Below are 16067 nucleotides of genomic sequence, written 5' to 3' on the forward strand. Positions count from 1 at the left end.
AACATACTTTATTCTACGATAGATTGGATCGAAAACATGCCGGAATTATCTGCTTCGCCGTTTCCACCGAGATTGTCTACAAATCTGACCATCTCAAGCGCGGTATGAATATTCGGTGTCGCATTATCCGTACCTCCTGTTCCCGTAGATAGCGTAATGGTGTTAGCGTTGCCACTCAGTAACTTATCGAAGTCGGCACGAATAAATATGGTCGGGCTACCAGATGCTACATTCAACGTAGTTGGGAAGGTTAATGTTATATCTCTATAGGCGTCTACTCCCTGTGTATAGTTACCTTCTGGACCTTGTACTGTACTACCAGTATGAATGGACATCTCCTTGTTATCCGCACCGTAGAAGCCTTCTAGCTTTGTAAAACGATAACCTGCTCCCCATTCCCACATCATTTCTGTATCGTTAGCACCGGCAGCAGCGTAAAAATTAGGAAATCGTACCTGATCTATGGTATTCAATTCTGATTTTACACCTAGACCGAATTTTATTTTTTGGTAACGGTTTGAAGGAATATCTCTTAATGCATAGCGTAAGCTTTCCGGCTTGGAGTGGTCTATTACAGTTGCTCCATTATCCAAGTTATTGATGTTGTACGGGGTTTCTGTGCCATCTTCTCTTACGAGGCGAATATTGCTCACTACGTATTTAATTTCGGAAAAACGATGCGTCTGACCGGCCTGCGAAGTCAATACAGTAGCGGCAGTGGATTGTGCATCGCCAAGAACAATAGTTTGATCTTTGTAGGTGTTGTTAAATTGTAAAGTAACCGTGTTAGATACTGCGTTACTGTCGTCTTTTGAACAGGCTGCCAACGTAAGGACAGAAAGAGCTAATAGGACAGATTGTTTTAAGTGTTTCATTGTTTTTTAGTTATAAAGTGTATGAATGATTAAAAATGTGTTTTTAGGGTAGTAAAGACGTTACGGCCCATTCTGGGAATGTTGCCCCAGTCCGCATAGGTCGTATAAAATGAGTCAAACATATTTTCGATCCCTACTTGTACTGTCAGATGATGCTTTCCTAAATTAAATGTGTAATCTCCGGAAAGGTCGAAGACAGCATAAGCCTGCGTGGGAGTCTCACCGTATTCTGGACTGAAATTATTTTGAGATAGATCTCCGTTAATGGCTGCCTGTATGCCCATTTTTTTGTGCATAAATTGCAAAGAAGATTGGTAATGAAGCGGCCTTATGAAAGGTAAGTTGACGCTATTATTATCCGTAGCGCGAGCATAGGTCAACGTTCCTTTCCAGTGCAAATGCTGCAAAATATCGTAGCGACCACTGATGGCGATATTGAATAATCTCGCATATTCCAATGCGCTATACGCCTTCACACCGACAGATTGGTAATTCATCGGACTTCCAATGCTTAGTATTTTTCCTACGATATAATTGCGAATGTGAAATGCATTGACTTGGCTAGAAATACTCCACTTTTCGCTTTCGTAGTTTATGGCCGCATTAACCTCGTAAGAAGTTTCGTTGGGGAGGTCGGGGTTGCCGATATAATCATAAAGGTCAAAACTATTGTATATGTAATAGCCATAACCTTCCGATACGGACGGCGCTCGTTGTCCGAAACCTGTCCCCAATAGTATTCGAAATTTATCCAAGGACAGTTGATACCGAGCATTTAGGCTGGGAAGAAATCTAGTTTTTGATTCGGAAGCTTCTGGATAAAATATTCTGTTGAACTCAGAGTATCTTGCATAATTATAATGCGTGCCCACAGAAGCACCAATATTGACCTCACTGATGGGAGAAAGATTCCATGTGTTGCTACTAGAAACTCCTGCATACCGCGTAGTGACCCAAGGCCAAGTATAAGCAAACATGGTACGTTCGCTTCGGTCTTGCGGATACATGGTCATTTCAGCGATAGATAGATTATCATACGCGTTTAACTGTAGCTCACCTTGATAGCTTCCCTGCTTCAGCTCTACACGCGACGTCAAACCATACGTGGTGCTCCATCCGGGCATATCCATATGCACTAGATTTTCGGGACGATTCGTGTCGTCCATATAATGTTCTATGGCATTGAAATAAGCTTTCGTATCCCACACACGCAAAAGTCCAGTTTCAAATTGTTGCTGGTAGGAAGCAGCAGTAATAATGGCTCGAGATAGCCAAAGATCCATGGGCAATGCGGGAAAGCCTACATTATTGGCTTGATCAAAAATAGCATCTACTTTGATCGACGATAATTCGCTTGTTTTGTAGGCTAATCCGAGTGAAGTATTGAATTTGCTATACTGCGAATGATTGATCTCGTTACCGCTACCATCAGTGTAATTTCCAGCCTTTCTATACCCAACACTTCCATCGGCGACGAACTTTGCGCTAGAATAGGATATATTACCTAAGTTGAACGTCTGATTATTATTGAATTCAAAGCCTGTTTGATAACTGCCACTCCAGGCTTTGTCTTGACCAAACGGTGTACTTATTCGTTGTAGGTCGATACTTCCAGCAACCGTTGCGCCCTGCATATTTCCATGTTGTCCAGAGTTTATTTTAATACTTGAAATACTATTGCTCTCCATATAAGAGGAGATGGGATCCATCTTATCTGTACAGGCACCGAATACATGCATGCCATCTACCGTGATCACAGATCGTTCGGTAGTCATATTATTCAATAAAGGTTCCCACGCGTAAGCACCTCTTTTTATAAAGCTGATGTTATCGGAAGTGCCTAATAGCTCGTCTACTAATGCGGTTAGCTTCACGTCAGTCGCTAACTTCTTTTTCTTCCGTTTGAAAATGGATACTTTTTCAAGCGTTTTTACCTTGTCTCGATGATTAGTATCTGTTTGTGCAAAGGAAGATGACAAGACGAATAGGATCAACAAAAAGCTGATGAATAATCTCATAACAATTAGAATAGAATGTCAATATGTAATTCCCCTTTTACCCCTTGTACACCTGGCGTAAATGCCGTGGATACCGCATTACCCTTCACGATCGTATTGCGCGCATCTTTCAAGATGAAGTTTAGTGTCCAGTTTCCCGTCATGGTATAATTGACTACTCCTTCGTAGAATCCGTCATTACGCTGCGATAAGTTTACGTTGTTGGGCGAAGAATGATTTCCCATGGATGGCTCTGGCATCCGGGGATCAAGCTCCAGCGTGTGGTCATTTACTGCAACGTATTGATAATAAGAAGGTGATAGAGGCACAAACTCTGCCAGATGTGTCGTCGTGATCCGCTTGAAAATGCCGGCGATGATTGGATTTGTACCGACTTGGGGATTGCGTGGACTTACCAACGCAATCATATAATCAAGGCTGTCATTACCACGGAAGAGTGTCTTGTTTAGGTTCTTATTTAATTGTTCTTTAGTGGTTATATCGCTTGTTGCGGTATAATTTTGCTGTCCCACTACTAGATTGACATAAAGCTTCCAGGTCGGGTTTGGCAGCTGTTCGTCTATGAATATGCTGTAGCCTTCCCAGTAGGCATTTTGTGTCGATTTTTGTAGTTGAAAAAGATGTGGACAGCTCGTGACCACACCATCTGCTATCTTTGAAATAGGTATAAATTGGATCGAATCTGGATTAATAGTTTCACCTGTTTGAGTATCCGTAATACGAACTCGAAGTTCATTATATCCGGTGTAAAATGTTCCATTGAGCGCTTCAATGCTGATTCGATACCTGTCTACCAGCATAGATGATGCTTCTTGAAAATCGAATACTTCTGGAATCTCTCTACTAGTTTCTTCTAAATAATTTGTTTTTTCTTTTGTACATGACATAGCCAGTACAAGGCATAATAAGCCTATAATTACGAGGGTTGTTCTCGGCATAATACGTGTCAAAATGTGGTTGATTTGATCAGGTTGATGCGCTTATACGCATGCTGATCAAATGTATTCGGCACAAATGAATAGCGACCTGCAATCATTACTGATGACTTCAGGCGAATGAAAAATTAATGTAGGGTAAATCAGAAAAACAGATGAGTTTTTGATTTAACGAGCTCTAGAGGTATTAAACGAGGGAAGGAGGGTGGAATATAGAGGAAAGGTATTGAAAGCTGTAACTAATCACCGAAGCTGGAAACAAGTCTGCTTTGCGATAATTGTTATGCAACAAAAAGTTGAAATCAAAAAGTACATTTATGGTATATAAAGCACTCGACTCGTAGACCACTAAATTTTTCTTAGCGTCTTTCTTTTCTTGCTCTTTTACACGCTTCATGAGTTCACACTGACCATTACAATGCAATTCAGGTCGGTCAATATTGATACATTTTGCCAGATAACTTGGTAAATGCAATTCATAATCTAAAGCCATGATACTGCGATAGAATGATTGCATCGTTAGTGATACCAATAAGATATAAGCGCAAAATTTCACCAATGAATGTTTATGATTTTGCCCAAAGATAAGGATTGATCGCAATCTTTGGAAAAATTAATATCATTTTGTGAAATGCTTTTGCTCGAAACGGTTCATAGCGTCTAAAAAAGACTTTAAATCAGCTTGCCAATCGACGTTGCGTGATGGTAACTGTTGTATACGCAAACACCAAAAAGATCAATTCACAATAGCAATGAGGCGTTCCGTAAAAATAAATAAAGGTCGTGAATGTTGGATTCACGACCTTAAGTATTACTATAAATATCCTATATCAACTACAAAGGACGGATCCAGATATTGCGGAAGCGTACCAAGTCTCCATGATCTTGTAAGGTAATCGGACCTGGGCCATGCGCTTTCATCACCGGCATACCGATGTATTCTGTCGTGCCCTCGATTTGCGTATTGTTCTGGACTAGCACGCCATTGTGCAACACCGTGACAGTCGCTTTTGAGATCAGCATACCATCTTTATTGAATTGAGGTGCTTTATAAATAATGTCGTAGCTGTGCCATTTTGATTCTGTAGCACGCACCTCGACCAATGGTGGGCGTTGTTTATAAATACTCCCAGCTTGTCCATTCGTATAGGTTGGGTTATCATTATTGTCCAAGACCTGTACTTCATACAAGCCCTGCAAGAAAATACCACTATTGCCGCGGCCTTGGCCATTACCTTTTACTACGGATGGACTTTGCCACTCTATATGCAGTTGGAAATTTTCAAATTCCTGTTTGGTTTGTATATCTCCGCTTCCCGGTTTTACTTCTAATTGTCCGTCTATCACCGTCCAGTCGGCCTTGTTTTGTGTATTTTTTTGACTTACCCAGTCTTGCAATCCGCTACCATTGAATAGGCTGATGGCGTCGCTGGGTACACCATTCGCTGCTAGCGTAACGATAGGAGGCTTGGGCGTGTAAAATTCCGTATCCTCTGGTTTAAATTTTGTTTGCGCCATAAGGGAAGATGTAGCAAGTAGCGTGAATAAGGTGCAGATATAAGGTGTTTTCATTATCAAAATATTTGTTGCTGCTAAATTAGATTTATCCTTCGATTGTTTTCGTATTATACTTTGGGAAGTTTGTATCCATTTTCATAATTAGCGACCAGATAGTTATTTGCCGATTTGTCGGTAAAACTTCTTTTGGCTTTATCCCAATACAATTTTGTGCCGGTGCGGTAGGCGATATTTCCCATCTGCGAAAAGATCGCAATGTTAGCGCCTGCTTCGATAGGAGCTTTCAAGATCGTGCGATCATTCCTGCGAATGGCATCTACGAAATTGACCATGTGTTTTTCCAACCCATTATCCTTCGATTTTTGTAATGCAATCGCTTGCATTCTATCGCCTTCCGGAATCACTTCCCAGCCCTCGCGGTTCAATACTAAAGTTCCGTTATTACCAATGAATGACACACCATGATTTCTTGAGTAAGGTCCTAAGTCAATACCGTTAGCATGTTCCCACTGTATATTAAAATCATCAAATTCAAACACCGTAGTCAATGTATCCGGAGTTTCGGCCGCATCACTTGGGTAAGCAAACTTTCCACCAGAAGCCATGATGGACTTTGGATCTGCCGCCTTCATGCCGATCAAAGCATAATCCAGCATATGCACGCCCCAGTCGGTCATTAAGCCGCCGGCGTAATCCCAAAACCAACGAAATTCGAAATGAAAGCGATTTGGATTAAAAGGTCTTTTCTTAGCTGGTCCCAGCCATCGATCATAATGTACGCCTGTTGGTACGGCTTCATCTGGTTTTACAGGAATGCTTTTCATCCAACCCTGATATGCCCAAGCTTTTACCAAACGAATCTTTCCTAATTTGCCCGAGTGCACAAAATCAATCGCGTCTGCAAAGTGTTGCTGACTGCGTTGCCACTGGCCAACCTGCACGATACTGTTGTGTTTCTGTGCTGCGGCCACCATGGCTTCACATTCCTTGATGGAGTTGCCAATCGGTTTTTCTACATACACATGTTTACCTGCATTCACAGCATCTACCATCTGCAAACAATGCCAATGGTCTGGCGTTGCAATGATTACAGCATCCACTAGATCACCTTTTAGCAATTCCTGATGGTCGATGATTCTTTTAACCTTCGTGGTTTGTAATTTCTCTAACTCTGCGATTCGCTTGTCCAATATGCGCTCATCTACGTCGCACAATGCGGTGCACACCACATTAGGTACTTTCAGTAAGGCGGTTAAATTAGCCCAACCCATACCATTTACACCAATCAATCCAACCTTAATGGTTTGTTGGTTGTTGGCAAAGAGTCCCGTGTTCCACAGCGCTCCGGAAGCTGCCAAAAGGCCGGCATTTCGCAAAAAATCTTTTCTTTTCATAGGTTTATGATGTCATTACAGAGCAGTGTGCTCCGGTTTACTAATTGTTAGTTCCTCGAAGATAGTCAATTGTTTACTATTTATTCTTAATTATAGGTATTTCCAGCGTATTTGATGTTCGAAAAAGCCAAGTAGCGCCATTCGTAAAGATTTTGTTAGAATTGCCATAATAGAGGCTTCAAATGAAATGGCATCCCCGAATAATTTTAGAAGTGACAATTAATACCTATATTGGAATATCTATATCAACCTATTGAAATGATTGCCAATATATTAAAACAGTCGTTGACGACAGTTAGTCTATTTACTCTTTTCTGTGCGCAAGCGCAAAATAATCACGAGCGATACGTACAGCAGCTAGAGGGTACTACCTTGCAATTTTCTATGGAAGCGATTCCTGGTGGACAATTTTTAATGGGGAGCAAGAGCGGAGGCGCGGCCGATGAACAACCTGCGCATCAAGTGCTTATTGCGCCTTTTTGGATGGGAACTTTTGAAGTGACATGGGATCTGTATGAACCGTTTTTATATAAAGATCTCGAAATAAGACACAATAATCAAGAAAAGCTAGATCCGAAAGTGGATGCGGTAACGCGCCCAACCAAACCGTATTTGGATATGACTTTTGGAATGGGTAAGCAAGGGCATCCTGCTTTGGCTATGACGCATTACAATGCGATACAATTTTGCAAATGGCTGTATGTCCGTACGGGCGAATTTTATCGCTTACCGACTGAAGCGGAATGGGAATACGCTTGCAGAGCTGGTTCTAAAACCGCTTATCCTTTTGGGGAAGATGCTGCGAAATTAGACGAGCACGCTTGGTTTGCCTCAAACAGCAATGGAAAAACAGCTGCTGTCGGCAAAAAGAAGCCAAACGCTTGGGGCTTGTTTGACATGCTCGGTAACGTAGCCGAATGGACGTACGATCAGTACGATGCCGAATATTATCAGCAGTTTTCAGATGGCGTAGCAGACAATCCCGTGTTGATTCCGACCAAACTGTATCCGCATAGCGTACGTGGTGGTTCTTTTGACAGTGCTGCACCAGATTTGCGTTCGGCGGCACGTATGGCCTCCGATCCGATATGGAAACAACTTGATCCGCAAATTCCAAAATCCAATTGGTGGTTTCCAGAAGCACCTTTTGTCGGTATGCGATTAGTACGACCGGTGAATAAACCATCGCATGAAGAAATTATGGCTTATTATGATAAAGCTCCTCTAAAAGACTTCTAACTATTTTCTATTATAACAATAAATCTAAAATGATGAATAACTTTAATCGACGTGATTTTATGAAAGCGGGCACCACCTTGGCCGCGACTACTTTTTTAGCGTCTACTAGTCTAGGGCGTATGTTCGTGGCTGGATCTGACGAAATCAAAATTGCCTTAGTTGGCTGTGGAGGGCGTGGAACGGGAGCCACATTTGATGCGTTTGCCTCAGGGCAAAATATCAAATTAGTCGCCATGGCAGATGCATTCCAAGATAATTTAGATGCGACCTACAACACGCTCAAGGAGAAGTTTGGGGATAAGATTGATGTGCCCGATAGCCGCAAATATGTGGGCTTTGAAGGTTACAAAGCAGCGATCAAAGATGCCGATGTCGTTTTGCTAGCGACGCCTCCAGGATTTCGTCCGATGCATTTCGAGGAGGCTGTGAAAGCTGGAAAGCATGTATTTATGGAAAAACCGGTAGCGGTAGATATCCCGGGGGTACACAAAGTATTGGCTGCCGCCGAAGAGGCAAAACGTAAAAAGCTTAACGTCGTGGTAGGTCTGCAAAGACGCTATCAAACTAATTATAGAGAAGCCATCAAACGTATTCAAGATGGTGCTATTGGAGATATTCATTCGGGTCAAGTATATTGGAATAGTGGCGGTGTTTGGGTAAAACCACGCCAAGCTGGACAGTCGGAGATGGAATATCAGATGCGTAACTGGTATTATTTCAACTGGTTGTGTGGTGATCATATCGTCGAGCAACATGTACACAATATCGATATCGCCAACTGGGTAAAAGGAAAATATCCGGTTTCTATTCAAGGGACAGGTAGCCGCGCACATCGTACGGACAAGCAATACGGAGAGATCTATGACAATTTTGCGGTAGAGCTTACGTATGATGATGGATCAGTGATCTATAGCCAATGTCGTCATTTTGAAGGTATTTCGAATAGGGTGGATGAAACCTTTCAAGGAACCAAAGGTCGCGTTTATTTGTCAGCAGGCAATCAAGCCGTGCTTTGGGACGCGCGCGGCAATGAAATATATCGTCACGATCCGAAAGGAAATCCGAATGCGTATCAGCAAGAACATAAGGAACTATTTGAAGCGATTGCCAACAATGAATATAAGTTTGATAATGCCGAATATGGTGCTTACAGCACATTGACGGGTATTATTGGTCGCTTAGCTTGTTATACTGGTCAGGTGATTAAATGGGATCAGGCAATGGCTTCTACGATTGACTTATCGCCAGAAAAATATGCTTGGGATGCTAATCCAAAAGTGTTGCCAGATGCAAATGGGATCTACCAAGTCGCTGTTCCGGGGATCAACACCGAATTATACATTTAGTACATGCGTCGAACGTTTTCGGCAGTCATGCTATTTTTTCTGGTCTTTTGCAGTGCTCAGGCACAGCAAAAGACCTTTTTTATAACAGGAAGAGCACAAGGAACCACCTATCAGATTCAATACCTTGCGGACAGGGAAGTGGTGCGTAAATCTTCCATAGATAGCGTGATGGGCGTGATTGACCAATCCATGTCACTGTACCAACCGCATTCTTTGATTAGCATGTTCAATCGGCAATACCATCATGAGTTGGAGATTGATACGCACATGGCGAATGTACTCCGCGAAGCTTTTCAGGTGTATGAAAAGTCCAATGGCCTATTCGATGTGACGGTGAAACCGCTCGTCGATTTATGGGGCTTTGGATCAGAGGGAGTGCAGCTATTTCCTCCGCAAGCCACAGTGGATAGTGTGCTTTCATTTGTGGGAATGGAAAAGATTTGGCTGGAAGGAAACCAATTGCACAAACGCGATCCTCGGACTGCCATTGATCTAAATGGTATTGCACAGGGGTATACGGTGGATGTGCTGTCCCAATGGCTGGACGAGCGGATTATAGATAGCTATTTAGTGGAAGTTGGAGGAGAAATCCGTACCAAGGGTCTAAAAGCCGAAGGAAAGAGCTATGAGATCGCGATCGAAAGGCCAGAAGGAGCACAATCCTCATCTTTCGTATTGCAGTTGACAGATCTTGCCGTGACAACGTCGGGCAATTACCGGAAGGTAGCGTACCACGAAGGAAAGAAAGTGCATCACCACATCGACCCGAAAAGTGGTTTTCCGCTGCAAAATATTGTGGTTAGTGCGACCATTATTGCGCCCACAGCAATGGAAGCAGATGCATACGATAATGTATTTATGGCCTTGTCACCTCAAGCAGGAATTGCTTTAGCCAATCGGCTAGCGGGGATAGAAGTGTATATCATTTATGAAGGGCATGGTGCTTTCCACGAAGCATATTCCGACGGATTTCTGTCATTTGTGAAGCCATAAAGCGAATGTTATGGTTATAAAAATAAGGCCTGAAAGATCACTCTTTCAGGCCTTATTTTTATAGGATTACGGGCTATTCGTAGCCTGGATTCTGATCCAATTTGGTGTTTCGATTGATTTCATCACGATGAAATGGCATAAAATACATTTTATCATTCCATTGTCGGTTTTCGATTCCCGGTTCTAGTTCTACAGGTGTGTAGGTATAGTTATAATTATCTGTATTGTACTGATACGTGCGTACTTGCGCACCTGGCTTCAATGTGCCCACTACATTAATCAGGCGAATTTTTGAGCCCGTGGTTTGCGGCGCTATCATCCACCGACGGGTGTCGAAGAAACGGTGCTCTTCAAAAGCTAACTCTACACGTCTTTCATTGCGATAACGCGTACGCAGTTGCTCTCCCGACTCGGTGATAGCTGGCATTCCTGCTCTAAAGCGAATTTTATTAAGCCAATTTTTGGCTTCTGCCTCTTCTCCTAATTCAATACACGCTTCTACATAGTTCAGTACGGCTTCGGTGTATTTCAGTACTGGCCATGGAATGTATTGACGTGTATTTTGATCTACTACCGCTGGATCAGGATCTGTAAATTTCCGGAAGTAATAGCCGGTATAGGATCCATTCCAATCCTCAATGGGACTATTGCGCGTATCTAAGCCCTGATGTGTGGCAACGCCGCCTGCCGCATTGATGATCTGATAGCGGCCTGTCTGGATTTGGTTAAACGGATCGCGACCTGCCACGTCAGCCGTGCGTGGTTTCCAATCGGCACCATCATATAATATAGTAGCATAGAAACGCGGATCCCGATTCTGATATGGATTGGCTCTATGTACACCATTCTCCCAAGAAAATCGTGTTCCGTCGATCATTTCATAATCATCTACTAGGTTTTGGATCGGTGTGTTTCCTGCCCAGTTGTGGTAGCCATTAGGTCCATTGTTACGACCGATGTAATTTCCAGCTTCGTCCTTTAAGTCAATGAAATAGCGGCCTAGCAATATTTCTTGTGCGCCATCTGCTGATACGGCTTTACTACCGCCGCCTAGAGATAATACCATGTAGTTCTCTGTGCCCTCTTCCGCGGTAGCCGGTTCAGACAAATCCATTTGATAACCCAAGTTGGTCATCTGAACCACTTCGAAGGCGGCATCCTTTGCTTTCTGCCACCGCTCGGCACGGCTACCGCTGGTATAACCCAAAAACTGCGGTTCATCGTATCCTGCAATCGTTGTCGCCTTCGAGGAAGCAGTGGAGATGTCATGCAAATCGCTTGCAGCATATAACAATACGCGTGCTTTTAACGCCAGAGCAGCAACTTGCGTAGCACGGCCTTGTCCACCGCTAGTTCCAGCTAACAATTCTGCTGCACGATCACAATCCGTGACAATAAAATTGACGCCCTCTTCGTATGAATTTCTGGTTGCGGTATAATCATCTTCACCCAGCTCGTAGACGCGGTCAATGAGCGGAACTCCACCATAAAAACGCAACAACTGCTGATAGAAGTAAGCCCGCAAGAAATAAGCCTGACCCAACAAATTATTGGCTCTGCTATTGTCGGAGAACTTAGGTTCGATGAGATTTTCAATCGCGATATTACATGCCCGAATACGTCCATATAGTGGACCGTATCCATAAGCATCTTTGATCATACCTTGATCCGCCGAGTTGGAGCGTGATTCCGTAATGGTATTGATTCCACGGCCTGGATGCGTAAACATGGATTCGTCCGTTAAGGATGACTGCATCTCCTCGTCGAAACCACCCTGACCTAGGCCATTGTAGATTTCAAATACAAATGCCTCTGCCAAAGCGGGATCACTCCAAGTCACTTCCTTAGGTACTTCCTCCAGCGGTTGCGTATTCACAAAGTCATCGTTACATGATACGAGTGATACGGCGAATAGGCAGGGGATGAGATAATTGTATAGTGTTTTTTTTGTTTTCATGATTCGCATATTAAAAGGTTAAGGCTGCGCCAAAATTGATGACGCGTGCTTGTGGATAATATTGCCCAGTTTGAGTGACAGATTCGGGATCGTAGGCTGTCATCTTACTAATGGTGAATAGATTCAAGCCATTGGCATACAGCCTAAAGTTGTTTACACCCACCTTTTTGGTCCATTCAACCGGGAAGTTGTAGCCTATTTCTACATTTTTCAAGCGTAAGTAGTCGGTGCTTTCCAACCAATACGTATTGCCACTTGAGTAATACTGATCACTACGATCTGTAATGCGCGGATGCTCGCTACTCGGATTGTCTGGTGTCCAGCGGTTTTCATAAAATTGCAATAGGTAGTTTCCGATAGCGCCAGATTCTTCGGAACTCACCGGCAGCTCTGCGCCGGCAGCTCCCTGAAATAGAATCGATAAGTCAAAGTTTTTATACTGCAAGCCGATATTCACACCACCCTGAAAGGTTGGGATATTACTTTTGTCTCTACGCACACGGTCATCGGGTGTGATTTTGCCATCGCCGTCGTAGTCAACGAATTTCATGTCTCCAGGACGTAAATTGTTGGTAATAGCGCTATAGTCTAATGTATTTGCAGCAATTTCTGCCTCGTTTCGAAATACACCATCGTGGATATAATACATGCCAGCATTGAGCATTCTTCCGGTCGTGCGTTGCCATTCGGGTGCGCCAGCGGCTTCATCCCAGAAAAGAATCTTATTCTTGGCATAACCACCATTCACATTGATGTTGTACCGTAGTTCGCCAACGCTACCATTGTATCCGATGTTGAGATCAAAACCTCTGTTTTCCATTTTTCCGATATTCTCAGCAGGTAGTGTCATACCAGTGCTTTGTGGTACGGAAGCATTCCGTTGCCACAAAATACTACTCCGGCGATTGAGAAACATATCGAATTCAAAGTTGACTTTTCCATTGAACAACTGACCATCCAAACCGACGTTGTAGTTATTGGCCACTTCCCATGTAATGAAGTTATTTGGTACGCGTGTTTCAAACAAGGATTTAACCAAATTGCCATCTACAATGTATGTTCCAAAACCGTAAGTAGAAAAATATTGGTACTCCTGCAATTCATCGTTATAGAATATATTGTCATTACCCATCTGACCATACGATCCGCGTAACTTTAAGGAATTGACAAAAGAAACATTGTCTTTCCAGAAGCTCTCTTCAGAGATGCGCCATGCGGCTAGTACACCGGGAAAAAAACCATATCGGCTAGCTTGTGGGAACATGTAGGAACCATCATACCGCCATAGAAATTCAGCAATATATTTTTCTTGATAATTATAGCCCAAACGACCAAAGTAGTTGAGTCGCGCGCGTTCCCAAGCACCGCCGCCGTTGTCCTTCTCTGCATCGCCTCCGGCAAACATTTGGTCAGTAGCAGCCGAAATGAAATAACGTCTAAAAGCCGTAAAATTATCATTACGGATAGTTTCACGATTCACACCGGCCATCAAGTTAAAGCTATGATCGCCAAAACTACGGTCATAATTAGCCATTGCGCCGAGCAAAACGTTGAGTTGATCTTCATTGCCCTGGCTTAACGCTGGATCTGGGCGCGGCCCTCGCAGACCGGGAACGAGCTGAGGCGTCACGCCGTCCGCTTCGTAATTTCCTTGCCAGCTGTACAAATACCATGGTGTTTCCCAGCGCTTGCTTTGCTGGATATATTTGTCGACTGATGCCGTACCGGTGAATTTAAGGCCGTCTACACCAGGTATTTTGATGTCGATTTGTCCGTTTGTCTGAAAATAATAACGTTTGCTGCGATCGTATCCCGTTTGGTCTGTAGTGATTACAACGGGGTTCTCGCCGTGTTCAATATCTGGTCCTGGTAATCCGTTTGGCCAAAATGCGGGTTGTGTTGGGTTGCCACGCATGAGCATCCGAAAGATAGTGGCCGCACTTTTTGTCGGGAAATTACGATCCTCCTGTCTTCCTAATACGCCGACTTTTACACTTACATATTCATTTATTTCTCCTTCCAAGTTAATCCGCATATCATACTGGCTATAGTTGGTGGCCGAGTTTTTATAAAATGCGTCTTGGGTTTGGTAACCAACTGATGTGAGGTAACGAAAGTTTTCCGATCCACCACTCAATTGCACATTATGCTGCGATTGCGGTGTCCAATTTTTTAAGGTGGCGCCGTACCAGTCGGTGTTCGGATGAGTCCAAGGATTGGATCCATCGCGAAACATCTGGAAGTCCTGCGGCGAAAAAGGCGCTGTAATAGTACTGCCGTTAGCTCTTTCGAAGATGCCCTGATTGCGAAAGGCGGTGTTTGCTGCAGACCATTCGCTCACCGGTAGTTTGAATATCTCCAATTCATTACGCATTTCTGCGTACTGAGCTGCGTCAGCTAGTTTAGGAACGTAGGTTGGTTGCGAAAATCCTTGATTAAAGGTGTAGGAGATAGTAGGCTTACCTTGTTTACCCTGTTTTGTCGTGACGAGGATAACACCATTTGCTGCGCGTGCACCATAGATGGCTGCTGCCGCATCTTTAAGGACAGAGATGTTGTCTATGTCAAGAGGATTCAGGCGTTCAAATCCACCTTGACGCGCTGGAATACCATCAATTACGATAAGGGGCTCGGAGTTGCCGAAGGTGTTAGTACCACGGATCCGGATGTTTGATCCATCGTTCCCTGGTTCAGCGCTACTTTGTGTTGCGGTAATTCCTGCCATGCGACCGACCAGAGCATTGGAAACGTTCAACGTGGGCGACTTCGCCAAGTCAGCACTTTTTACAGTTGCTACCGAACCGGTGATGGTTTCTTTCTTTTGCGTGCCATATCCCACAACAACAACTTCTTCGAGATTGGAAAGATCGTCTTGCATAGAAATAGATAGGGATGTGCGCTGATTGACGGGCTCTTCTAGCGTTCTGTAGCCAACCATCGTAAACACCAGTATCGCATCAGCAGGTACGTTTTCTAACGAGAAGTAACCTTCAGCATTGGTACTCGTGGCAATCTGTGTGTCTTTTACAACAACGGATACGCCCGAGATAGCTTCATTTCCAGACATCGAGTTCACGCGTCCGGATACAGTTATTTGCTGGGCATATAAAAGGTCATTTTTATTATGCAGCTGGTGCAGGGGAGATTCTTTGGCCATAGATTCCTGAATTGGTAGTACCAACAACAAGCTCAACATAGGGCAAAAAGTCTTCTTTAGGACTTCATTACGAATGTTCATAGTGTAACAAGTAGGTTTATAGAGTTAGTAGTTTATAATTTTAAAATGTGCTAGTAAGGTAGACATAGTGCGATGTCCACAGCGTTTTCATTGGTAGTTATAAACTTAAGGATTGTCGTTTAACAATACAAGAATATTCCTGTTAAATTGAAAAAAATATTGGATTTAACAGGGAAAATGCCCTTATATACTCTGCTTTTTTTCAAAGATGCTCATTATTAATTTTGGGAAATTTTTTAGGTATATATATCTGAAATTGAGTATATTTAATAGGTTTTGATATTATTTTTTTGAATATCAAAAATCAGTTTGAAACCATTCAACTATGCCTCACACTATCTGTTGTGTGATTCTATCCGCTTCTTTATAGTTTTTTGAAAATATATTTTACTTCAATTAGTAAAATATATTTGACGTGTAAATTAAAAAGCATGCGTATGATTTCTGCTGATATTAATCAGATAAGAGTTTAATCAGAAGAGTTTTTTTTAATGAAATGTTCGACAACTAAGCCTTTCAAAAAGGCCTTTATAGATTGCGTTGCTTATTATAAC

At 43.0% G+C, this 16067-nt stretch carries 11 protein-coding genes; 3 read left to right on the forward strand and 8 right to left on the reverse strand.

Going from position 1 to position 16067, the window contains the following annotated elements; all coding sequences use genetic code 11:
- Positions 1-8: 8 nt before the first annotated feature.
- The 6 genes from DC487_RS03605 to DC487_RS03630 form a co-directional block, all read right to left on the reverse strand.
- Entirely contained in the window at positions 9-875 is an 867-nt protein-coding gene (locus DC487_RS03605; protein ID WP_116774564.1) for an MbnP family protein, read from the reverse strand.
- Positions 876-904: 29 nt separating this feature from the next.
- On the reverse strand, positions 905-2893 hold the full coding sequence (locus DC487_RS03610; RefSeq protein ID WP_116774565.1) for a TonB-dependent receptor plug domain-containing protein: 1989 nt from the start codon (positions 2891-2893) through the stop codon (positions 905-907).
- A gap of 5 nt (positions 2894-2898) precedes the next feature.
- Positions 2899-3780 carry a hypothetical protein gene (locus DC487_RS03615; protein ID WP_116774566.1) on the reverse strand — a complete coding sequence of 294 codons (882 nt, stop codon included), beginning with the start codon at positions 3778-3780 and terminating at the stop codon, positions 2899-2901.
- Positions 3781-4015: 235 nt separating this feature from the next.
- Positions 4016-4345: a hypothetical protein gene (locus tag DC487_RS03620; protein ID WP_116774567.1), complete on the reverse strand. Its 330-nt coding sequence runs from the start codon at positions 4343-4345 to the stop codon at positions 4016-4018.
- Between the two features lie 317 nt (positions 4346-4662).
- The gene (locus DC487_RS03625) at positions 4663-5400 is read right to left on the reverse strand and encodes a 3-keto-disaccharide hydrolase (protein WP_116774568.1); all 738 of its coding nucleotides are present in this window, start codon (positions 5398-5400) and stop codon (positions 4663-4665) included.
- 53 nt (positions 5401-5453) lie between these two features.
- Positions 5454-6740: a Gfo/Idh/MocA family protein gene (locus DC487_RS03630; RefSeq protein ID WP_116774569.1), complete on the reverse strand. Its 1287-nt coding sequence runs from the start codon at positions 6738-6740 to the stop codon at positions 5454-5456.
- 258 nt (positions 6741-6998) lie between these two features.
- Between DC487_RS03630 and DC487_RS03635 the strand changes: the two genes are divergently transcribed.
- The 3 genes from DC487_RS03635 to DC487_RS03645 are packed head-to-tail and all read left to right on the forward strand — an operon-like array spanning position 6999 to position 10318.
- Entirely contained in the window at positions 6999-7979 is a 981-nt protein-coding gene (locus DC487_RS03635) for a formylglycine-generating enzyme family protein (protein WP_116774570.1), read from the forward strand.
- 29 nt (positions 7980-8008) lie between these two features.
- Positions 8009-9325 carry a Gfo/Idh/MocA family oxidoreductase gene (locus tag DC487_RS03640; RefSeq protein ID WP_116774571.1) on the forward strand — a complete coding sequence of 439 codons (1317 nt, stop codon included), beginning with the start codon at positions 8009-8011 and terminating at the stop codon, positions 9323-9325.
- A gap of 3 nt (positions 9326-9328) precedes the next feature.
- A complete protein-coding gene (locus tag DC487_RS03645) occupies positions 9329-10318 on the forward strand; it encodes an FAD:protein FMN transferase (protein ID WP_116774572.1) in 990 nt (329 codons plus the stop codon).
- A gap of 73 nt (positions 10319-10391) precedes the next feature.
- Here the strand turns inward: DC487_RS03645 and DC487_RS03650 are convergent, their stop codons facing one another.
- Together DC487_RS03650 and DC487_RS03655 are read right to left on the reverse strand one after the other, a co-directional pair.
- Positions 10392-12275, reverse strand: a complete 1884-nt coding sequence (locus DC487_RS03650) for a RagB/SusD family nutrient uptake outer membrane protein (protein ID WP_116775026.1) — start codon at positions 12273-12275, stop codon at positions 10392-10394.
- A gap of 10 nt (positions 12276-12285) precedes the next feature.
- Positions 12286-15513: a SusC/RagA family TonB-linked outer membrane protein gene (locus DC487_RS03655; RefSeq protein ID WP_207774300.1), complete on the reverse strand. Its 3228-nt coding sequence runs from the start codon at positions 15511-15513 to the stop codon at positions 12286-12288.
- Positions 15514-16067: the final 554 nt, after the last annotated feature.

It is taken from the genome of Sphingobacterium corticibacter (genome assembly GCF_003076635.1).
Classification (GTDB): domain Bacteria; phylum Bacteroidota; class Bacteroidia; order Sphingobacteriales; family Sphingobacteriaceae; genus Sphingobacterium; species Sphingobacterium corticibacter.

Bases quoted from the DNA above. Each gene is read 5' to 3' on its own strand.
- DC487_RS03645 (WP_116774572.1), top strand. From the start codon at position 9,329: ATGCGTCGAACGTTTTCGGCAGTCATGCTATTTTTTCTGGTCTTTTGC.
- DC487_RS03610 (WP_116774565.1), bottom strand. From the start codon at position 2,893: ATGAGATTATTCATCAGCTTTTTGTTGATCCTATTCGTCTTGTCATCT.
- DC487_RS03635 (WP_116774570.1), top strand. From the start codon at position 6,999: ATGATTGCCAATATATTAAAACAGTCGTTGACGACAGTTAGTCTATTT.
- DC487_RS03620 (WP_116774567.1), bottom strand. From the start codon at position 4,345: ATGCAATCATTCTATCGCAGTATCATGGCTTTAGATTATGAATTGCAT.
- DC487_RS03615 (WP_116774566.1), bottom strand. From the start codon at position 3,780: ATGTCATGTACAAAAGAAAAAACAAATTATTTAGAAGAAACTAGTAGA.
- DC487_RS03655 (WP_207774300.1), bottom strand. From the start codon at position 15,513: ATGAACATTCGTAATGAAGTCCTAAAGAAGACTTTTTGCCCTATGTTG.
- DC487_RS03640 (WP_116774571.1), top strand. From the start codon at position 8,009: ATGATGAATAACTTTAATCGACGTGATTTTATGAAAGCGGGCACCACC.
- DC487_RS03650 (WP_116775026.1), bottom strand. From the start codon at position 12,275: ATGAAAACAAAAAAAACACTATACAATTATCTCATCCCCTGCCTATTC.
- DC487_RS03630 (WP_116774569.1), bottom strand. From the start codon at position 6,740: ATGAAAAGAAAAGATTTTTTGCGAAATGCCGGCCTTTTGGCAGCTTCC.
- DC487_RS03605 (WP_116774564.1), bottom strand. From the start codon at position 875: ATGAAACACTTAAAACAATCTGTCCTATTAGCTCTTTCTGTCCTTACG.
- DC487_RS03625 (WP_116774568.1), bottom strand. From the start codon at position 5,400: ATGAAAACACCTTATATCTGCACCTTATTCACGCTACTTGCTACATCT.